The sequence below is a fragment of the Polaromonas naphthalenivorans CJ2 genome (assembly GCF_000015505.1).
Classification (GTDB): domain Bacteria; phylum Pseudomonadota; class Gammaproteobacteria; order Burkholderiales; family Burkholderiaceae_C; genus Polaromonas; species Polaromonas naphthalenivorans.
Genome location: NC_008781.1, coordinates 2,325,802 through 2,345,455 on the forward strand (window position 1 = coordinate 2,325,802; position 19,654 = coordinate 2,345,455).

15 protein-coding genes are annotated in these 19,654 nt (G+C 65.5%); 5 read left to right on the plus strand and 10 right to left on the minus strand.

Annotated features, from left to right (window positions below):
• Positions 1–2 precede the first annotated feature (2 nt).
• Positions 3–3,167 (minus strand): efflux RND transporter permease subunit, encoded by a 3,165-nt coding sequence (locus PNAP_RS10945; RefSeq protein ID WP_011801569.1) that lies wholly within the window; start codon positions 3,165–3,167, stop codon positions 3–5.
• A 46-nt stretch (positions 3,168–3,213) separates the two neighbouring features.
• Positions 3,214–3,633, minus strand: coding sequence for a hypothetical protein (locus PNAP_RS26925; RefSeq protein WP_157040265.1), 420 nt, complete (start codon positions 3,631–3,633; stop codon positions 3,214–3,216).
• A 153-nt stretch (positions 3,634–3,786) separates the two neighbouring features.
• Here PNAP_RS26925 and PNAP_RS10950 point away from each other — a divergent pair, with 153 nt between their 5' ends.
• Together PNAP_RS10950 and PNAP_RS28250 are read left to right on the plus strand one after the other, a co-directional pair.
• Positions 3,787–4,494 (plus strand): dienelactone hydrolase family protein, encoded by a 708-nt coding sequence (locus PNAP_RS10950; protein ID WP_011801571.1) that lies wholly within the window; start codon positions 3,787–3,789, stop codon positions 4,492–4,494.
• 12 nt (positions 4,495–4,506) lie between these two features.
• A complete protein-coding gene (locus PNAP_RS28250) occupies positions 4,507–6,555 on the plus strand; it encodes an erythromycin esterase family protein (protein ID WP_011801572.1) in 2,049 nt (682 codons plus the stop codon).
• Between the two features lie 5 nt (positions 6,556–6,560).
• Here PNAP_RS28250 and PNAP_RS10960 read toward each other — a convergent pair whose 3' ends face one another.
• The 8 genes from PNAP_RS10960 to PNAP_RS10995 all read right to left on the minus strand — a co-directional run bounded on the left by PNAP_RS10960 (position 6,561) and on the right by PNAP_RS10995 (position 17,082).
• Positions 6,561–7,919 (minus strand): TIGR03862 family flavoprotein, encoded by a 1,359-nt coding sequence (locus PNAP_RS10960; RefSeq protein WP_041377190.1) that lies wholly within the window; start codon positions 7,917–7,919, stop codon positions 6,561–6,563.
• A 250-nt stretch (positions 7,920–8,169) separates the two neighbouring features.
• Positions 8,170–8,559 (minus strand): carboxymuconolactone decarboxylase family protein, encoded by a 390-nt coding sequence (locus tag PNAP_RS10965; RefSeq protein ID WP_011801574.1) that lies wholly within the window; start codon positions 8,557–8,559, stop codon positions 8,170–8,172.
• Positions 8,560–8,570: 11 nt separating this feature from the next.
• Positions 8,571–8,963, minus strand: a complete 393-nt coding sequence (locus tag PNAP_RS10970; RefSeq protein ID WP_011801575.1) for a MerR family transcriptional regulator — start codon at positions 8,961–8,963, stop codon at positions 8,571–8,573.
• 80 nt (positions 8,964–9,043) lie between these two features.
• Positions 9,044–9,481 (minus strand): hypothetical protein, encoded by a 438-nt coding sequence (locus PNAP_RS10975; RefSeq protein WP_011801576.1) that lies wholly within the window; start codon positions 9,479–9,481, stop codon positions 9,044–9,046.
• A gap of 37 nt (positions 9,482–9,518) precedes the next feature.
• Positions 9,519–9,935, minus strand: coding sequence for a transcriptional regulator (locus tag PNAP_RS10980; RefSeq protein WP_011801577.1), 417 nt, complete (start codon positions 9,933–9,935; stop codon positions 9,519–9,521).
• Positions 9,932–11,023: a hypothetical protein gene (locus tag PNAP_RS10985; RefSeq protein WP_011801578.1), complete on the minus strand. Its 1,092-nt coding sequence runs from the start codon at positions 11,021–11,023 to the stop codon at positions 9,932–9,934. The genes PNAP_RS10980 and PNAP_RS10985 overlap by 4 nt, the downstream gene beginning before the upstream one ends.
• Before the next feature lie 183 nt (positions 11,024–11,206).
• A complete protein-coding gene (locus PNAP_RS10990) occupies positions 11,207–14,518 on the minus strand; it encodes a UvrD-helicase domain-containing protein (protein WP_011801579.1) in 3,312 nt (1,103 codons plus the stop codon).
• Positions 14,515–17,082: a PD-(D/E)XK nuclease family protein gene (locus PNAP_RS10995; protein ID WP_011801580.1), complete on the minus strand. Its 2,568-nt coding sequence runs from the start codon at positions 17,080–17,082 to the stop codon at positions 14,515–14,517. The genes PNAP_RS10990 and PNAP_RS10995 overlap by 4 nt, the downstream gene beginning before the upstream one ends.
• Positions 17,083–17,250: 168 nt before the next feature.
• Between PNAP_RS10995 and trxA the strand changes: the two genes are divergently transcribed.
• The 3 genes from trxA (at position 17,251) to PNAP_RS11010 (ending at position 19,566) form a co-directional block, all read left to right on the plus strand.
• The gene (gene trxA, locus PNAP_RS11000; protein WP_011801581.1) at positions 17,251–17,583 is read left to right on the plus strand and encodes a thioredoxin TrxA; all 333 of its coding nucleotides are present in this window, start codon (positions 17,251–17,253) and stop codon (positions 17,581–17,583) included.
• Between the two features lie 251 nt (positions 17,584–17,834).
• Positions 17,835–19,097, plus strand: a complete 1,263-nt coding sequence (gene rho, locus PNAP_RS11005) for a transcription termination factor Rho (RefSeq protein ID WP_011801582.1) — start codon at positions 17,835–17,837, stop codon at positions 19,095–19,097.
• Positions 19,098–19,272: 175 nt separating this feature from the next.
• On the plus strand, positions 19,273–19,566 hold the full coding sequence (locus PNAP_RS11010) for a type B 50S ribosomal protein L31 (protein WP_011801583.1): 294 nt from the start codon (positions 19,273–19,275) through the stop codon (positions 19,564–19,566).
• Positions 19,567–19,654: the final 88 nt, after the last annotated feature.

A 19,654-nucleotide genomic window follows, 5' to 3' on the forward strand; every position in this document is an offset into this window, starting at 1 on the left:
GCTCATGTTTTGCCAACTGCTGGCCAGGCCGATGCCGCCCGGACGGGCAGAGCATCGCTCGGCTCGCCGGAACTGCCGCCATGGCGCAGGTACAGGATCGGCACGACGAACAGGCTCAGCAGGGACGAGGTGATGATGCCGCCCAGAATGGCGACCGCCATCGGGTGCTCGATCTCGTGGCCGGGAATACTGCCTGGAACAATCAGCGGCAGCAGCGCCAGGGCTGTGCACAGGGTGGTCATGAGGATCGGCGACAGGCGCTCGCTGGCCCCGCGCAAAACCAGCCCGATACCGAAGGGCTCGCCTTCCTCCTGCTGGAGGTAGCGGCAGTGCTCGATCAGCATGATGCCGTTGCGCGCCGACAGGCCCAGGATGGTGATGATGCCCACCAGCGAGCCGAGCGAGATGACCCGGTCGGCGGCGAAGGTCGCCAGCACCGCGCCGACCAGCGCCGCCGGGAGGGCGAGGAAGATCATGCCGGCGAGCCGGAAATTGCGGAAGGTCGCATGGAGAATCAGGAATATCGCCACGACAGCGAACACCGAGGCGACCAGCAGATTCCTTTGCGCCGACTGGCGCTCCTTGTACTCGCCCAGCAGCTGCGGGTAGTAGCCCATCGGGAAACTGATTTTTGAAAGGCGGGCCTCGACCTCGTTCGCCACCGCGCCCAGGTCGCGCCCCTTGACGTTGGCGTGAACATCAATCCGCCGCGAGTTGTTTTCGCGCTTGATCTTGTTCGGTGTCGCCGCGATCCTGACATCCGCCACCTCGGCGATCCGCACGCGCCCGCCATAAGGCGTGTCGATCAGGAACTCGCGAATGTCGTCCACGTTGTTGCGCACCGACGGCGCCGTCCACACAAAGACGTCATAGACCTTGCCGCCCCGGTGGATGTCGGTGACTTCGATGCCCGACATCAGCACATTCACCACGCGGCGCACGTCGCCGGGCTTGATTCCGTAGCGGGCGGCTTTTTCAAGGTTCACCTTGACCTGCACCTGGGGCATATCGACCTGCTGCTCCAGATGCAGATCAATGAGGCCGGGAATATCCTTCAGCGCGGTTTCCACGTCGTGCGCCCTGTCCCGCAGCACCGACAGCTCGGGGCCGAAGATGCGCACCACAATGGATTCGCCAGCCCCGGTCAGCACCTCCTTGATGCGCTCTTTCAGGTAGGTCTGCACGTCGCGGTACAGCCCGGGGTAGCCGGCGACGGCGGCCTCGACGCTCGCGCGCGTCTGGTCGTAGTCGGCCTTCGGATCGATGCTGATCCAGTTCTCGGTGAAATTCACGCCGTAGGGTTCATCCCCGCCCACGGCGCGTCCGATGTGGGCGCCGAAGTTGCGCACGCCCGGAATGGCGCGCAGCTCGCGGCTGGCCGCCTGGGTGATCCTGAACGTCTCCGGGTGCGAGGTTCCCTCGGGGGGAACCCAATGCATCAGGAAATCCCGTTCCTTGAACGCCGGCAGCAGCGACGCGCCCAGGAAAGGCCAGACGCCGATGGCCGCGACGACAAGGATGAGGGCGGCGGCGAAGGTCGCGCGTGGCGCCTGGATGGCCCGTGACAGCATCGCGCCGTAATGGCGCTTGAGCCACGGCACCAGCGGCGACTGCCGGTGCTCGATGCCGGCGCGATTGAGCAGCAGCAAGGACAGGGCCGGCGTCACCGTCAGCGCCACCACCATCGACGCCAGCATCGCCACCAGATAGGCCAGCACCAGCGGTTCGAAGAACACCCCCGACAGCCCGCCCATGAAGAACACCGGCGTCACGGCCAGCACGACGATCACCGTGGCATGGACGATGGCCGAACGCACCTCAAGGGACGCTTCCAGGATGATGCGCGCGGTTGATTTGCCGCTGCCCGCCAGCCGGTGCTGGCGCAGCCGCCGCACGATGTTCTCGACATCGATGATCGCGTCGTCCACGACATCACCGAGGGCGACAATGAAGCCGGCCAGCACCATCGTGTTGATCGTCGCGCCCATCTGGTAGAGCACCAGCCCGGCCGTCACCAGGGACAGCGGAATCGCAATCACGCTGATCAGCGCCACCCGCCATTCATACAGGAAGGCGCCCAGGACGATGACCACCAGCAGGCAGCCGATGATCAGCGCCCGCGTCAGATTCTGCATCGACAGGTCGATGAAGGTCGCCGGCCGGAAGATCGTGGAGTCGATCTCGACGCCGGGCAGACCCGGTTTCAATGCCGCCAGCGCTTCCTCGACGCCGCGCGTGACTTCCAGCGTGTTGGCCCACGGCAGCTTCTCGACGATCATCATCAGGCCATGCCCGTCGTTGATGACGGCGTCCCCGATCAGGGGCCAGGTGTCCCACACCACCTTGCCCACATCGCCCAGCCGCGGCGGATCAGGGCGACGGCCCTTGAGGGAAAGCGGCACCTGCGCCAGATGCTCGACCGAAAACACCGGCGACTCGTTATGGATGGCGAGCCGCTGGTTGGGCGTGTCGATCATCCCGTCGATGCGCGCCTTGCCCCCGGAGCTGTAGGTCAGCATGCCGATGTCCAGCGCGTCCGAGGTGGTCTCCATGACCTCGTCGAGCGTGACATTGTGGGCGCGCATCAGGCTGGGGTCCACCTGCACCTGCAGGGACTTGATCTGGTCGCCCCACATGGGAATGCTGGCCACGCCGGGCACGGACATGAGCCGGAACTTGATCGTCCAGTAGGCGATCATCGACAGGTCCATCTGGTCGTGGACCTTCGATGAAAGCCCGATCTTCATGACCCGGCTGGTCGAGGACAGCGGCTGCAGTATCACCGGCATGCCGGACGACTTGGGCAGCTCGGCAATCGCCAGCTTCAGGCGCTCCTGCACGCGTTGCCGCGCGTCCATGAGGTCGCTGCCCATCTTGAACAGCAGCACCACCTGCGACAGCCCCGTCACCGACGAGGAGCGGACGTACTGCACGCCCGGCACGCCGCGCATCTGGTCTTCCATGGGGATGGTGATGAGTTCCTCGACCTCGGTGGCGGTCATGCCGGGGCCTTCGGTCTGGATTTCGACCTTGGGCGGCGCGAACTCAGGGAACACATCGACCGGCATCTTGCGCAGTTGCTGGGTTCCGAAGAACAGCAGCATGGCGGCGATGGCCAGCACCAGGAAACGAAATTTAAGGCTTGAGCCGATGATCCAGGTAAACATAGATCACTCCATTGCCTGGACAACGGGCGCGGCGTCCAGTTATTTGTTATTCGTTATTCGTCTGTGCCGAAAAACCATCAAGAAACGCGCAAGCCGCCAACAGTGCGCCTGCAATCTTTGCCAACAATACGTTGATTGCAGCACGCATGCCCAGTTGACTTGAACTAGTTTGCGATTGGGTTTGACCCCCGGCAATCCCTAGAAATGTGTTAACTTTTCGAGCCGGCCGGCTTGCCCCGGGGAGCGTTGCATCCGTGCTGCGCCACTTCATTTTTCGAAGCAAAATCGTGCTTGTTCCGGCCTGCGGCGCGCCTCCAATGCGGGGGCGCCGATGGAAAAATGGAGCTGTCTTGTTTTTGTGACAAACGAAACCAGCATGGATGCCTGGGTTTTCAACCGCTCGGCTACGTGCTGCTTTGACCGCATCCAAGGCCCAGCGCATTAAGCACGACACTATGCTTTTCATAGCAAGAAGTGCACATCCCACTTGCGCAAACAGCCAATTTCATCGAAAAAATGCCTCCTGCAAACGCAGGACTACACGAAAATCCGAAAAATCCCGATAGCCCCATGCGCTGATTTGTTCTAGGCTTTGAATTCCTCTACGCTGGAAACCGTCATGAACACCCTTGGGCAAGCCCCCGTTTCGCGTGAAGTCCGCATTCCCAGCGGCGACGCCCGGCTTTACGGCGACCTGACACGGCCGGCCGACGCTGTTGGCCTGGTGCTGTTTGTTCACGGCAGCGGCAGCGGCCGGCACAGCGCGCGCAACCGGCTGGTGGCGCGCAAGCTGCAGCAAGCCGGCATGGCCACGCTGCTGTTCGACCTGCTGACGGCGCAGGAAGAGCAGATCGACCTTCACACCCGCGAACACCGCTTCGACATCGCCCTGCTCACCGGCCGCCTTCAGGACGCGACCACCTGGGCCATGGCGCAGCCCGAACTGCAGCACTTGCCCATCGGCTATTTCGGCGCCAGCACCGGCAGCGCGGCGGCCATCATTGCCGCAGCCCGGCTGGGCAAGCAAATTGCCGCCGTGGTCTCGCGCGGCGGCCGGCCCGACCTGGCCGGCCCGGTGGCGCTGGCCGCCGTCACCGCGCCCACGCTGCTGATCGTCGGCGGCGCGGACCATGGCGTCGTGGAATTGAACGAGCAGTCGTTCGCGCATCTGAGTTGCGACAAGCGGCTGGTCATCGTCCAGGGCGCGACCCATCTGTTTGAAGAAAAAGGCGCGCTGGAGGAAGTGGCCGAACTGGCTGCATCCTGGCTCAAGGCCCATCTGGCAGGCCAAAAACCGTCATCGCCAACACAGGACAAAACCGATTAGGGAGAGTCAATCATGAAAGAAGTAACCCTGCCCTTTCACGACCGCCACCAGGCCGGCGTGGTGCTGGCCGAAAAGCTGGCGCCTTATGCGGGCCGCTCCAGCCTGCTGGTGCTGGCCCTGCCGCGCGGTGGCGTGGCCGTCGGCTTCGAGGTGGCGCGCGCGCTGCAGGCCCCGCTGGACATTTTCGTGGTGCGCAAGCTGGGTTTTCCCGGCCATGAGGAATACGCCATGGGCGCCATCGCCAGCGGCGGCGTGCGCGTCATGACGCCCTTGCACGGCCTGAGCGTCACGCCCGAGGAAGTGGCTGAAGCCGTTGCGCGGGAGCAGGACGAACTCGTGCGGCGCGAGCAACTCTACCGCGGCCACCGCCCGCCGATCAGCATTGAAGGCCGCACCGTGATCCTGGTCGATGACGGGCTGGCCACCGGCGCCACCATGCGCGCGGCCGTGCTGGCCGTTCGCCAGCGGCATCCGGCCCATCTGGTGGTGGCCGTGCCGGTGGGCGCCGAAGACTCCTGCCAGGCGATGCGCAGCGAGGCCGACGAGGTGGTCTGCGTCGCCACGCCGTCGCCGTTTCGCGCCGTCGGCCTGTGGTACAAACATTTTCCGCAGGCCAGCGACGAGGAGGTGATCACGCTGCTCGAAGAAGCCCGCAGCGAGCATGAGTTGGCGCTTAAAAAGCAAAAAACCCCATTCCCACCGCAGCAGGCCCATCCACACCAGCCACACCATCCCCGCAATGCGCTGGTGGACGGCCTGCAGCAGCATCTGCACGCCTTGACCGGCGCCGCGCACGATTACGACCCGTTGATGGAGTTGATCGGGCCTGCGCGCTTTGCCCTGCTGGGCGAGGCTTCGCACGGCACGCAGGAGTTCTACCGCGAGCGCGCCGCCATCACGCGGCGGCTGATCACCGAAAAAGGCTTCACCGCCATTGCCGTGGAAGCCGACTGGCCCGATGCCTGGCGCGTCAACCGCTATGTGCGCGGCCTGGGCGCGGATGCGGATGCCGCGTCCGCGCTGTCGGGCTTCAAGCGCTTTCCGGCCTGGATGTGGCGCAACACCGAGGTGCGCGATTTCATCGAATGGCTGCGCGACTACAACACCGGCCGCAGCCCCGGCACCCAGGTGGGCTTTTACGGCATGGACCTGTACAGCCTGTTCACCTCCATGCAGGAAGTGCTGGCTTACCTGAAACGCGTGGACCCCGAAGCGGCCGAGCGCGCCCGTTACCGCTACAGCTGCTTTGACCATGCAGCCGAAGACAGCCAGGCCTATGGCTACGCCGCCAGCTTCGGGCTGGCGCCCAGCTGCGAAGACGCGGTGGTGCAGCAGCTGCGCGAGATGACGCGCCACGCGGCAGACTTGCCCGCCAGCCCCGGAATGGAGCGCGACGAGGCTTTTTATGCCCAGCAAAACGCCCGCCTGGTGCGCAACGCCGAAGAGTATTACCGCACCATGTTTCACGCCCGGGAGTCATCCTGGAACCTGCGCGACAGCCACATGGTGGAGACGCTGCAGGCGCTGGACCGCCACCTGGGCGCGGACGGGCAGCCGCCGAAGATCGCCGTATGGGCGCACAACTCCCACCTGGGCGACGCGGCGGCCACCGAAATGGGCGAGCGCGGCGAATGGAACGTCGGCCAGTTGATGCGCGACCGCTACGGCAGCGAGGCCGTTCGAATCGGCTTCAGCACCCACCACGGCTGGGTCACGGCCGCCTCGAACTGGGAAGAGCCGCCGCAGCGCAAGCGCGTGCAAAGCGGCCTGCCCGGCAGCTGGGAAAAGGTGTTTCACGACACCGGGAGCAGCCGTTTTTTACTGGACTTGAAGAGCAACGCCGCGCTGCGCAAGCTGACCGCGCCGCTGCAGCTGCAACGCGCCATCGGCGTCATTTACCGCCCCGAGACGGAGCGCCAGAGCCACTACTTTTTCACCCATTTGTCCGCGCAGTTCGACGCGATGATCCACATCGACGAAACCAGCGCGCTGGAGCCGCTGGACAAGGGGCCGGTGTGGAGCACCGGCGAAGCGCCCGAGACCTTCCCGTCGGGCATGTAGCGCGCTTACAGCCCCAACTGCTTCAAAACGCCCTGCCCGGCGGCGCGTCCGCTGGCAAAGCAGGCGGTCAGCAAATAGCCGCCCGTGGGCGCTTCCCAGTCGAGCATTTCGCCGGCGCAGAACACGGGTGGATGGACAGCGGCCGGCGTGGTGATGCGCAGGTTGGCATCGAGCGCTTCAAACTTCACGCCGCCCGCGCTGCTGATGGCTTCGTCAATCGGCCGGGCGGCCAGCACCCGAACCGGCAGCGCCTTGATGCCGGCGGCGAGCTTCACCGGATCGGCGATGGCTTCCTTGCCCAGCACTTCGTACAGCATGGCGGCCTTGATGCCGTCCAGGTTCAAACGGCTTTTCAGGTGGCTGGACAGCGAGCGCGAGCCGCGCGGATGGCGCACCTCGACCAGCACTTGCTCGGGCGTCTTGTCGGGCAGCAGGTCGAGCAGGAAGGTCGCGCTGCCGTTCGCGGCAATCTCGTCGCGCAACAGCGAAGAAGCGGCATAAATCAGGCTGCCTTCCACGCCGGTCGCCGTGGCGACGAACTCGCCCCGGCGGGCAAAGCTGCGGCCCTGCGAATCGGTGAAGTGAATGGCCACCGACTTGAAGGGCTGGCCGGCGAAGCGGCTGGAAAAATGCTCGGTCCAGCCCGGCTGGGGTGCCGGACTCTGGCCGATCAGCTCTTTTAAAAACTCGCGCCGGGTTTCGCCATGCTCGACAGCCTCGGCGGCAGGCCCGGCCACCACGTCAAAGCCGCAGTTCGAGGGCTGCAGCGGCGCCACGGGCACGCCGCGCTCGGCCAGCAAAGGCACCCAGGCACCGTCCGAGCCCAGGCGCGCCCAGCTGCCGCCGCCCAGCGCCAGCACCACGGCGTCAGCCTCTGCCAGCACTTCGCCGGCAGGGGTTGAGAACTTCAGCGCGCCGCCCTCGGCCCAGCCCAGCCAGCGGTGGCGCATGGAAAACTGCACGCCCGCGCTGCGCAGGCGGTGCAGCCAGGCGCGCAGCAGCGGCGCGGCCTTCATGTCCTTGGGAAACACCAGCCCCGAACTGCCGACAAAGGTTTCAATGCCCAGGGATTCGGCCCAGGCACGCAGCTCGGCCGGGCCGAAGGCGGCGATCAGCGGCTCCAGGGCAGCGCTGTGCGCGCCGTAGCGACGCATGAACACTTCGGGCGGCTCGGAGTGCGTCAGGTTCAGCCCGCCCCGGCCGGCGAGCAGGAACTTGCGGCCGACCGAGGGCATGGCGTCGTACAGCCGCACGGAAACGGCCGGGCCGGCGCCGGCCAGCACTTCAGCCGCCATCAGGCCGGCAGGGCCGCCGCCGATGACGGCCACGCGCAGCGGTTGAGGAAGAGAGCTTGAGTTGTTCACAGGAAAATCCGTCTGCACAGGGTGCAACTTGAGGCCAAAAAGGGTTGACGCCAGCGCTGGAGAGTTCTGACGCGCCCGATACGCTCTGTTTTTGATAGCTTATTGCGCCCGTCCAGCATGGGCTACGACGCAAAAATGCTTGAAATCTGCCTCATGGGCAAGCCAGCGAAGGCTTGAAGGGCAAGCCGTGATTATTGCAGTTCGCACTGTGCTCCTCCAGCCTGCAGCCACACACAGAAAGGGCAGATATTCAGGGCGTGCAGGCGGCAGGCCGGGCGGCAAACACTTCCTTGGCCGCAAACAGTCCGTTGAGCGCCGCCGGAAAGCCCGCATAAACCGCCATTTGCATGATGACTTCAACGACTTCGTCCCTGGAAACGCCCACATTGAGAGCGCCTTCGATATGTACTTTCAGCTGGGGCGCGGCATTGCCCAGCGCGGTCAGCGCGGCCACCACGGCGATCTCGCGCGAACGCAGATCAAGGCCGGGGCGGGAGTAAATGTCGCCAAACGGGAATTCGATCAGGTAGCGGGCAAAGTCGGGGGCAATATCGCGCAGGCTGTTGATGACGTTTTCTCCGGCCTGGCCGTCGATCTGCTGCAGTTTGGCGAGGCCTTGTTCATAGCGGCTGGATGACATGGGTTTTTCCTTTACGAAGTGGAGGATTCTGGCGAAAAGGAATGCTCGACCTGCCGGTAATGCCCTATCTTGGCCTGCAATACCTGCGCTGACTGCTGCAGCGCCTGCACCTGGGCCAGCACTTGGGCGAGGTGGTTTTCAAGCATTTCCCGGCGCGCGCCGGCCGTGGCATTCCCTTCGCTTCGAAGCCTGGCGAACTCCTGCATCCGCTGAATCGGCATGCCGGTGGCGCGCAGGCGCAACAGGAATTCCAGCCAGTCCATGTCCGACGCCGCATAGCGCCGCTGGCCACCGCCCGCGCGGGCCACCGGCGCAATCAGGCCGATGCGTTCGTAGTAGCGAAGCGTGTAGGCCGTCAAGCCGGTTCGCTTTGCAACCTCGGTAATGGTCAGGCAGGATTCCATGGACAAGGACTTTAAAAGTTAGAGCGCGCTCCAAGTCAAGTGAAATATCACTTTTTTCATGGCTCGCCCCACGCCCCGGCTCAGTTCCTGGCGTTAAGCTCGATCAGCACTTCGCCGGCCTGCGGGTGGTCGTAGCTGGGCAGCATGACATGCACGTTGCCGGTGACGGCGTCGGTGTCCTTGACCCAGTGGCGCTTGTCGGCGCTGACCCAGTTCTTGTACAGATACATATCCTGCTTGAGCTTGACCTGCAGTTCCTTGCTGTCGGCCTTTTCAAACAAGGTGCCCTGCACTTTGGCGATGGCCGTGACCGGCTCGCTGGCCGGCAGATAAACGATGTAGTCGCCCTGCGCCGGCTTGGGCTGGCCGAGCTTGATGACCGGCAAGGCATCCAGGACGCTGGCTTGCGGCAAGCTGCCGGTGATGCGCTGCAGGCCCGAGCAGGCGCTCAGGCCGGCGGCCAGCAGCAGCGTCAGGGCGATGGAGGCAAAAGTGCGCGATACAAAATTCAAAGACATGGGAAAAACTCCGTGGTAACGAGGAAGAAAAAAATCCTCACGCGCGGTGAGGTTTGGAAAGCAGCCCGGCGCGGTGATCAGGCGCGTCGCACTGGGTCAGGTTGAACAGTTTTTGCAGATGCGCCAGATAGGCGGCAAAGGCGGCGCGGCCGGTGGCGGTCAGCGCGTAGGTGGTCTGCAGCCGCGCGCCGCCGCCCCGGCGCTCTTGCTGCAGGTAGTCGGCGGCGAGCAGCTTTTTCAGGTGCGCGTCGAGGTTGCCGTCGGTGCATTGCAGCACGCGCTTGAGTTCGCTGAAGGTGGCCTCGCCCCGGCCCACCAGGTAGGCGGCGATCTGCGTGCGCAGGGGCTGGTGCAGCAGCGGGTCCAGCGCCTCGACGAATTCGGACGCGGGCGCAGCGTCAGCGGCATCCGGGGCGGCTTCGGGAACGGTTTGTGGGTTCACGGGGTCGTTCATCGCGGCATGCCTCCGAGTTCGATGCGGGCGCGGCTGTGCACCGCCAGGCCGCCGGGCTGGGTCAGGTCGGGCGTGAAGTCCAGTTCGGTGATGCGCAGCCAGCCGGCTGCGTCCTGCCAGTCCTGGCCGTCCAGGCGGATGTGGTGGCTGGGCTTGCCGTCGATCAGCAGCACGTCCATGTCCTGGGTGAAGGTGTAGCGCAGACGCGCGCCGCCGGGAGCCGAGCGCAGCACGCCGCCGTCGATGTCCAGCTTCAGCTCGACAGGCGTGCCGGCCGCGACATGCAGCGCCACGTAGCGCGGCCAGCGCGCCGGGTCGTCGCCCAATTGCAACAGGGCTTTTTGCGAATACACCGGAATGTCGGGCGGCAGGGCCAGCGACTGGCTCCACTGCACGGCGGCCATGGCCGGCAGCACGCTGGCGGCCAGCAGGCCCATGGCGCTCACCATGCAAGTCATGGAGCGGCGCAAATTGGGCAACGGCGAGGCACTCCGGTGCAGCAGCCAGCCCAGCAGCGGCATGGCAATGCCCGAGGTGCTGACGACCAGCGGCCGGTGCCACGCCAGCGGCAAGCCGCTCATCAGCACCAGCAGCGCCATCAGGAAGACCGCAGCACCGGCCCATTCCACCAGTTCCTGCGAAAACAGCCCGTGCAGGAACAGCCCCAGCCCGACCAGTGCCAGCCACACCATATAGACCTGATAAGCACCGCCAAAAAAGAAGGTGCTGCCGGTGTAGAGCACGCCTGCGGTGAGCAGCAGCATCCAGACCTTGCTGATCTGCACCTGGACAAACGGCAGGGTTTCGTCGGCCTGCGTGGCTGCGGCCTGCACGGCGCGCCAGTCGAGCCAGGCGGTCAGGCCGATGCCCGCACCCAGCCACAGCATGGCCAGGGCCGCCTGCAGGGCCGGCTGGCCCTGCAAGGCGGGCAGGCGCAGCAGCGGGTCGGTGGAGCCGGCCAGCAAGGCAAACGCCAGGCCCCAGCGCACCAGCGAGCCGGGGCGCATCTGGATCGGCCGGTGCCCGGCCACAAGCAGGCTCTGCAATGCCGCCAGATGCGGCTGCGTGCCCGAAGGAAACATGGCCATGGACAGGACTCCCGATTTTTACCGTTAACTCTGCAATTCAGAGTACGGAAAATTATAACTCTGCAATGCAGAGTTAGCGGGTGTTTTTTACCGGCCAGTGGGTTGAAAATCCTTGTTGCCCAGCTTGCCAGCGCGACAGGCGGGCCACCGGAACCGGGCTGGCGCCTGCCTGGAAACCGGCGCTCAGGCCAGTTCCACCACCGTGCCCCGCCCGGTCAGGAAGGCAGCCTTCACGGTCGCTCTCGGGTAGATGCGCTGCACGGCGGCGCGGTAGATGCGCATCTTGGTGATCAGCGCGGGCTGCAGTTCGGGCTCGGGGGCCGATTTGTAGTCGAGCACCCACCACTGGCCCTCGAAGCCGGCGTCCTTGCGCCGCACCAGGCGGTCCAGTCGCAGCGGCAGGCCCTGGTACACCAGGTCGATTTCGTCGCCGTGCCAGGCGACGGCCTCGTTGCTCCAGGCCCAGGCGCCCTCGCCTTTCAAAATGCATTGCGCCAGCGCGCAAGCCTCCTGCGCCTGCGCCGGGTTGAGGCGGAACTCGCGCGCCACCGCGCCCACATGTTCGGCCGACGAGCGCCCGCCCCACTCCAGCAGGCGGTGCATGGCCTTGCCGACGCGGGCATTGGCCGGGTCTTCTGCCACCGACCCTTCGGCGGCCGGCTCGGGGGCGGGCGGCTCGAAGGCGGGAAGTTCGGGCAGGTAAAAAACCTCGGCGGCCGGGGCTGGGAAGCCAGCCGCGCCTTCCTGGCCGGCACCGTCGGCCTTCTCCCCGAGGGAGTCAGGCGGGGCCGGGGCATCCAGCGGCGGCACTTGCCCCTGCAGGCGCTGCCACCAGCTGTCGATGGTCGCGCGGTGCGGCTCGATGGAGGAAATCGCCAGCGTGTGCCGGGCGCGCGTCATGGCGACATACAGGGCGTTGAGTTCCTCGCGCTTGCGGGCGGCCTGCTCGGCGGCCAGCGCTTCCTGCGCGCAGGCCGGCGGTCTGGCTTCGCTGACCAGAAAGACAAACTTGCGCGGCTCGGTGGCTTCGCCGGGCCAGTCCACGAGCACGCCCATGCTGTCGGCGTTGCGCGGGGCGGTGTCGGTGTCCAGCAGCAGCACGGCCTCGGCCTCCAGGCCCTTGGCGCCGTGGATCGTCAGCAGGCGCACGGCCGCATCGTTGACCGCCACCGGCGCCAGCAGGCCGCCAGCCTTGAGCGCCCGGATCAGCCCGTAGGGCGTGGCATAGCGCCCGCCATCGCGCCCCAGCGCCACGCCCAGCAGCGCGCGCAGGTTGGCCAACACCGCCGGGCGCTGGGCGGCGGGCGCGGCGGCGGCAAAGCGCGCCAGCACATCGCCATCGTCGTACATCTTTTGCAGGGCGTCATGCGGCGGCAGGCTGTCCAGCCAGCCCTTCCATCGAGCCAAAAAGGGCACCAGCGCATGCAGCTCGGGCGCCAGCAGCTCTGTTTTTTGTAGCAGCTCAGACCAGGGCAGCTTCAACTCCTTTTGCAGCAGCGCCAGTTGCACCAGGCTGGCATCAAGCAGGCCGAACAGCGGCGAGCGCAGCGCCCGGGCCAACGACAAATCGTGCTGCGGCGACACCAGCACGTCGAGCAGCGCCACCACATCCAATACTTCGCAGCAGTCGATCAGGTCGGTTTTCTCGCCGATCTGGGCCGCAATGTGCAGCGCGCGCAAGGCTTCCTGCAGCGGCAGCAGGCCGGCCCGCTTGCGCGACAGGACCATCACGTCCGATGGTTTCAGGCCGGTGGCCAGCTGCCGCGAGATCCAGGCGGCGGCCTGGCGCGCCTCCAGCGTGCGCAGGGTTTCCTCGGGCAGTTCGCGCGGCGTGCTCAGGCTGTCGCGCCAGCCCGCCTCCGGCGACGTGTCTGCGTCTGCACCCTCCCGCTGCCGGGAAATCGCCGGCAGGCAGCCGGTCGCGCCGGCTTTGGCCGAATCGGTGGTGTGCTCGCGAAAGCCGTCGTAGCCGTCCACCGTGCGCGCATGGCCCATGACGGCGTTGACCGTGTCGATGACGGCCAGCGCGTTGCGGCGCGTGTGGTCGCAGCTGAGCAAGTCGCCGCCCAGCCCCTCGACCACGAAGGCCTGCGCGGCGCGGAACACCTGCGGCTCGGCGCGGCGAAAGCGGTAAATGCTCTGCTTGGGGTCGCCGACCAAAAACACGCTGGGCGCCGCGCCCGCGCCGCCGTAGCCGCTCAGCCAGGCCGACAGCGCCTGCCATTGCAGCGGATTGGTGTCCTGGAACTCGTCGATCATCAGGTGCTTGATGCGCGCGTCCAGCCGCTCCTGCACCCAGCCGGCGAGCACCGGGTCGCCGAGCATGACCAGCGCGGCCCGCTCGACATCGTTCATATCGACCCAGCCATGTTCGCGCTTGAGCTGGTTGTACTGCGCGATCAGCAGGCGGCTCAGGCGGGCCATGCGCTGCTGGTGAAGCCACGCCTCGTGCTGCTGGCAGGCCGCCTGCACCCGCAGCACCAGTTCCTGCGCCTGCCGCACGGTGTCGATGCCGACGATTTTGTCGCCGAATTTGCGCGGCGTTCCCTTGTCGGTCAGCAGCGCGCTGAAGATGCCGGGCCGGTCCTGCGCACCCAGGGCTTGCTCCAGTTCCACGCCCTTGGCGGAAAAGCTGGGCGCACTGGCGCGGCCCAGCGCCTTGGCGGCCGCGAGCAGCAGGCCGTGGTGCGGGCCACCCGGCGCCAGGCAGTCCTGCGGCGCGGCCAGCCCCGCGAACTCCGGGAACTGCACATCAAAAGGCTGCACCGACGCATCGACCACGCCTTTTTCGTCAGCCAGCACAAACTCGGTGCGCTTGTCCAGCGCGGACTGCAGGGCCTTGTCGGCTTGGTGGCGGCCGTGGCCCAGCACCAGCGCCTCGAAGTCGGCCTTCAGCAGCGCGTCCTTGGCAAGCGCCGCATAAAAGCGGCGCCACACCAGCGCCCGGGCGGGGGCGTCGTCTTCGAGCAACTGGTAATTCACCGGCATGCCCAGCCGGTGCAGCACCGCCACGGGCGCGCTGCGCAGCAAGGCGGCGAACCAGCTGTGAAAGGTGCGGATCTGCACAGCCCGCCCGCTGGCGAGCATGGAGCGGTATAGATTTGACAGCTGCCGGCGCATGTCCGCATTGGACTGCAGGCTCTTTTGGCTTGAAACGCCGCGCATGATGAGTTCCTGGCGCAGGGTCTCGTCGTCGGCATGGGTGAATTTTTGCAGCCACTCGTCAAGCCGCTCGCGCATTTCGCCGGCGGCCTTCTTGGTGAAGGTGATGGCCAGGATTTCATGCGGCCGCACCGGCTCGCGCGGCGTGCCGGAGGCAGGGTCCGGGGCGTTGGCGCCATCGAGCAGCGCCCGCACGATGCGCGACACCAGCATCCAGGTCTTGCCCGCGCCAGCGCAGGCCTCGATGGCCACGCTGCGGCGCGGATCGCAGGCGATGGCGTAAAAAGCGTCGGCGGAAACGGGCTGGCCGTTGCATTCGTAAGCGGCGGTCATGGTTCACTCCAGAAGTCTTTTCGGCACAGGCCGCGTGCCGCGCAGTAGTCGCAGGCCTTGCCTTCGCCGAGCGCCGGCAGCGGCGCACCCTCGGCAATGCGGGCCATGTCGCTCAGGATGCCGTCGATCAGGGCATCGCGCAGGGCGACGATGTCGGGCTGGTCATAGCTGCGGGTCGGCTCTTTTTCGCCCAGGTTCACATAGGCGGCGCCCAGCGTGTCGTCGGCCACCAGGGCGGCGTAGAACGCCAGCTGCGAGTCTTCCAGGCCGTTTTTGATGCGCTCGGCGGTGGTGGCGCGCGGCTCGGTCTTGTAGTCGATCAGCAGCAGCTCGCCGCCCGGCAGCCGGTCCATGCGGTCGATCTTGCCGATCAGCGTCAACTCGCTGCCCAGCGGCATGTCCAGCCACTGCTCGGCCATGTCGAAGCGAGCACCCGTGGCTTCGTGTCCGGCCAGCCAGGCCAGGTAGCCGTCGCGCACCGGAGTCCAGGCGGCGGCAAACGGCAGGAATTCGCTGTGGCTCAGGCCAAGCTCTTTGGCGGCTTGTTCTGCCGCTACATTAATCATAGCTATTCGTGCAGGCAGGTCGTGCGCGGGAGCCTCTTTTAATGCTTCATGGAAGCGGCAGAGCAGGTTGTGCAGCCAGTTGCCGAAATCACGCTTGCCGAGTTCGCTTTCCAGTTCGTCGGATTCGTGCAGGCCGAGCTGGCGCAGCGCAAAAAAACGGTAGGGACAGGCGCGCAAATCGCCATAGCTGCTGGCCGACAGCCGCCTGACGGGCAAGGCCTCGCCCGTGGGCAGCGGCCGCAACGTCGGGCAGGCCGCCACGGCGCGCAGGCGGCGCGGGTCGCCGGCCCGGTCCGCCGCCAGGCTGCGGCTGAGCAGAATTTCCTGCACGAAACCACTGGGCATCAGGTGCTCGCCGGCTTCGCTGGTGCGCCACAGCAGGTCCACATGGGGCAGTTGCAGGGTGTAGTCCCACGCCTGCCGGGCCACGCGGGCCAGCGCTTCGCGCGACGGCAAGCCGAGCAGTTCGCGCTGGCCGGGCGTCCACTGGCCGGGCGGCTCGGGCGACACCGGCAGGCGGATTTCATCGCAGCCGGGCAGCACCACGGCCTGCATGGCCCGGCCCAGCAACTGCGCCAGCGGCAGGATCACCACCTGCTCGGCCGCCGGGTGCTCGGGCGAGAAGGTTTGCGCTTCCAGCGCCTGGTTGACCCAGCTGGTGAACTCCCTGAGCTTCATGGCCGGCGCGTCTTCGAACTCGATGTCGGCGCCCTCATGCAAGCGCAGCACATCGAGCACCCGCTGGCCGGCTTCGTCGCTGGCGAGCAGTTCCCACTGTCCGGCCGACTGCAGCGCGGCGCGCAGGTCGCGCAGCCAGGCGGCCAGCGGGCGCGGACGGCTCAGGCTGTCGCGCAACTGGTTGACCTGCCGCGCCAAAGGCTGGGCGACGGCCAGCGCCTCCAGCGGCGCGGCCGGCAGGTCGCGCCAGGCGCGCACGCCGAACTTGCGCACCTCGGTTTCGGCCGCCGTGACGGTGCCGGAGGCAAAGGCCGGGGCATTTTTCAGCCAGTCGAGCACGGCGTCGGTCGATACGTCCCAGGGCAAGGCGCGCAGCAGGCCCATCAGGCTGGCCGCCGCGCGCGAGGTGGACAGCTTCCAGCCGGTTTCATCGCGCATGGCGATGCCGCGCCGGGCCAGCATGGCGGCCACCCGGCGGGTCAGCTGGCGGTCCTGCGCGATCAGCGCGACCGGGCTGCGCCCCTGCGCCAGGTGCGCCAGCACGCAGGCGGCGGCGCGTGCGGCCTCGTCCTCGTCGTCCAGCGCGGCATGCAGCGAGGGCTGTGGCGCGCCGGGCCGGTCCGGCTCGTCCTCGGGAAGGCACAGCGCAATCGACAGCGCCCGCTCGCCAAAATGAAGCTTCAGCGCCTCGTTCACCGGCTCGACCTGAAAGCCCTCGACCACCACCAACAGCGCCGGCTCGGCCTGGAACAGCCGGTCCGATGCATAGCCAGAGGCCGCGACCCAGGCCAGCGCGATGCGCCCGACGGCCGCCTCCAGCGCCAGCACCGGCGAATCCAGGCCCACGCCCAGCGCCTCGGCGAGCGACTCGCTCCAGGCCTGGCGTTCGGCGGGCAGCACGCTGGCGGCCACGCGGGCCAGGCTCCAGGCGGACTCGACCAGCCGGCCGGCCAGCGCATCCTGCTGCGCGGCCAGCCCGGCCTGACCCAGCAGCGACGCGGCCGTCAGCATGTCCACCGACACATCCATGCGCAGATCGACACCCGACGGCGTGAACATGCCCAGCGTGCCGCCCAGGCCGGTGGCCCAGTTCATGGTGGTTTCAAAGCGCGGAACAAAAAAGGTGCCGCCGGCGTTGTCGGCCCAGGTCTGGCGCGCCTGCTGGATCAGCTGGGCATACGGCAGCAGCACGACCACCTCGGAAGGATGGAGGCCGCGCGAAGCAATGATTTCGGCCAGCCGCCGCATGGCCTGGTGCCAGCAGCGGGCAGCCACGGAGACTGCCGTATCGGCAGGCTGGGGGGAAGAAGAAAGGGGCATGGAAGAAAAAAGAGTTTTTTGCGATGGACAAAACGGCTGGCATGCAGGCCCAAGAGATTGGCTATCAGCGGGATAGCTGCGGCGCAGGCGTCTGGAGCCCTTGGTTTCTGCCACAATGACCGCAACTTTTGCACTCACCTCTATCGTAACCAGACCCAAGGAGCCGTCATGGCCAATGAACTGATCAAACATACCACCGATGCCACCTTTGACGCCGACGTGCTGAAATCATCCACCCCCGTGCTGGTCGATTACTGGGCCGAGTGGTGCGGCCCGTGCAAGATGATTGCGCCGATTCTTGACGAAGTGGCCACGGGCTATGAAGGCAAGCTGCAAATCGCCAAGATGAATGTCGATGAAAACCGCGAGATTCCCGCCAAGTTCGGCATTCGCGGCATTCCCACGCTGATGCTGTTCAAGGACGGCCAGCTGGCAGCCACCAAAGTGGGCGCGCTGAGCAAGTCGCAGCTGACCGCATTCATCGACCAGCAACTGGCCTGACCGATTCTTTTCAGCCGGAAAATCCCTGAGGGGTTTTCCGGTTTTTTTGTTTTTCTTTTCAGCGCCCCACCTCGGCGCCCCTCGTAAGCCCTAGCCTTACTACCTGAATTTCCTGTCATAATGCTTCGTATTCACCCGTCGGCTGCTGCCGGCTGGTTCGAGTTCCCGGTTTGTCAGCCCTTCTTTTCAGAAGCAGCTTCTTTTCAAGCCTCCCCCCGTTTTCCTAAATCAACTCCGCGAGGAGTCATCCCATGCACTTAAACGAACTCAAGGCGCTGCACGTGTCTGAAGTCCTCAAGCAGGCCGAAGCCCTTGAGATCGAAAACGTCGGCCGTATGCGCAAGCAGGAGCTGATGTTCGCCATCATTAAAAAACGCTCCAAAACGGGCGAAACCATCGTCGCCGATGGTGTGCTGGAAGTGCTGCCCGACGGTTTTGGTTTCCTGCGCGCGCCCGATTCGAGCTACACCGCTTCTACCGACGATATCTACATCAGCCCCAGCCAGATCCGCCGTTTCAACCTGCACACCGGCGACATGATCGAAGGCGAAGTGCGCACGCCGAAAGATGGCGAGCGCTACTTTGCGCTGAACAAGCTCGACAAGATCAATGACGGCGCGCCCGAGGACAACAAGCACAAGGTCATGTTCGAGAACCTGACGCCGCTGTTCCCGCGCGAGCAGTTCAAGCTGGAACGCGACATCAAGGCCGAGGAAAACCTGACCAGCCGGATCATCGACATCATCGCGCCCATCGGCAAGGGCCAGCGCGCCCTCTTGGTGGCGCCGCCCAAGTCCGGCAAGACGGTGATGATGCAGAACATCGCGCACGCCATCGTTGCCAACTATCCCGAAGTGGTCATGATGGTGCTGCTAGTCGATGAACGCCCCGAGGAAGTGACCGAAATGCAGCGCAGCGTGCGCGCCGAAGTGATTTCATCGACCTTCGACGAGCCCGCCGCGCGCCACGTGCATGTGGCCGAAATGGTGATTGAGCGCGCCAAGCGCCTGGTCGAACTCGGCAAGGACGTGGTGATTCTGCTCGACTCCATCACCCGCCTAGCCCGAGCCTACAACAACGTGCTGCCCTCGTCAGGCAAGGTGCTGAGCGGCGGCGTCGATGCCAACGCGCTGCAGCGGCCCAAGCGCTTTTTTGGCGCGGCCCGCAAGATCGAGGAAGGCGGCAGCCTGACCATCATCGGCACCGCGCTGATCGACACCGGCAGCCGCATGGACGAAGTGATCTTCGAGGAATTCAAAGGCACCGGCAATTGCGAAATCCACCTGGACCGCCGCCTGTACGAAAAGCGCGTGTTTCCGGCCATCAATCTCAACCGCAGCGGCACCCGCAAGGAAGAGCTGCTGCTGGCACCCGAAATCCTGCAGAAATCGCGGATTTTGCGTCAGTTCATGTACAACATGGACGAGATCGAATCGATGGAACTCATGCTGAAAAACATGAAGGCGACCAAGAACAACCACGAGTTCTTCGACATGATGCGCCGCGGCGGCTAAGAAACGGCCGCCGCGCAGGGCCGCCCCAAGCAAGGCCAGCCCCCTCGGGGGGCAGCGCAGTACGAGAAGCGACAAGCGTGGGGGCTTGTTTCTCATGCGATAATCGCGGGCTTCATGGAAAGTGCCTGGAACGGTTTCAGGTGGCTACCAAAACGATGAAAAAGGAAAGAGAATCATGAAAGAAGGCATTCACCCCAACTACCGCGAAGTTTGTTTTATGGACTTGTCCAACAACTTCAAGTTCGTGACCCGCTCGTGCGTGAACACCAAAGAAATGGTGAAGATGGAAGACGGCCGCGAACTGCCGCTGTACAAGCTCGACACGTCCAGCGAATCGCATCCGTTCTACACCGGCACGCAAAAATCCGTGGACAACATGGGCGGCCGCGTTGAGCGCTTCCGCAACCGCTTTGGCAAAACCGCCGCCAAAGAAGCAGCACCTGAAGCTGCACCGGTCGCTGCCGAGTAAGCTGCAAAGCTTTTCGCCCGTCGGCAAAAAAAGCAGCCTGAGTTTCAGGCTGCTTTTTTTTCGGCAAAATTTGTGACGCCTTGAGTGT

Bases quoted from the DNA above. Each gene is read 5' to 3' on its own strand.
- PNAP_RS10980 (WP_011801577.1), bottom strand. From the start codon at position 9,935: ATGAACGACCCCGTGAACCCACAAACCGTTCCCGAAGCCGCCCCGGAT.
- PNAP_RS26925 (WP_157040265.1), bottom strand. From the start codon at position 3,633: ATGAAAAGCATAGTGTCGTGCTTAATGCGCTGGGCCTTGGATGCGGTC.
- rho (WP_011801582.1), top strand. From the start codon at position 17,835: ATGCACTTAAACGAACTCAAGGCGCTGCACGTGTCTGAAGTCCTCAAG.
- PNAP_RS10985 (WP_011801578.1), bottom strand. From the start codon at position 11,023: ATGGCCATGTTTCCTTCGGGCACGCAGCCGCATCTGGCGGCATTGCAG.
- PNAP_RS11010 (WP_011801583.1), top strand. From the start codon at position 19,273: ATGAAAGAAGGCATTCACCCCAACTACCGCGAAGTTTGTTTTATGGAC.
- PNAP_RS10945 (WP_011801569.1), bottom strand. From the start codon at position 3,167: ATGTTTACCTGGATCATCGGCTCAAGCCTTAAATTTCGTTTCCTGGTG.
- PNAP_RS10970 (WP_011801575.1), bottom strand. From the start codon at position 8,963: ATGGAATCCTGCCTGACCATTACCGAGGTTGCAAAGCGAACCGGCTTG.
- PNAP_RS10965 (WP_011801574.1), bottom strand. From the start codon at position 8,559: ATGTCATCCAGCCGCTATGAACAAGGCCTCGCCAAACTGCAGCAGATC.
- PNAP_RS10975 (WP_011801576.1), bottom strand. From the start codon at position 9,481: ATGTCTTTGAATTTTGTATCGCGCACTTTTGCCTCCATCGCCCTGACG.
- PNAP_RS28250 (WP_011801572.1), top strand. From the start codon at position 4,507: ATGAAAGAAGTAACCCTGCCCTTTCACGACCGCCACCAGGCCGGCGTG.
- PNAP_RS10995 (WP_011801580.1), bottom strand. From the start codon at position 17,082: ATGCCCCTTTCTTCTTCCCCCCAGCCTGCCGATACGGCAGTCTCCGTG.
- PNAP_RS10950 (WP_011801571.1), top strand. From the start codon at position 3,787: ATGAACACCCTTGGGCAAGCCCCCGTTTCGCGTGAAGTCCGCATTCCC.
- PNAP_RS10990 (WP_011801579.1), bottom strand. From the start codon at position 14,518: ATGACCGCCGCTTACGAATGCAACGGCCAGCCCGTTTCCGCCGACGCT.
- trxA (WP_011801581.1), top strand. From the start codon at position 17,251: ATGGCCAATGAACTGATCAAACATACCACCGATGCCACCTTTGACGCC.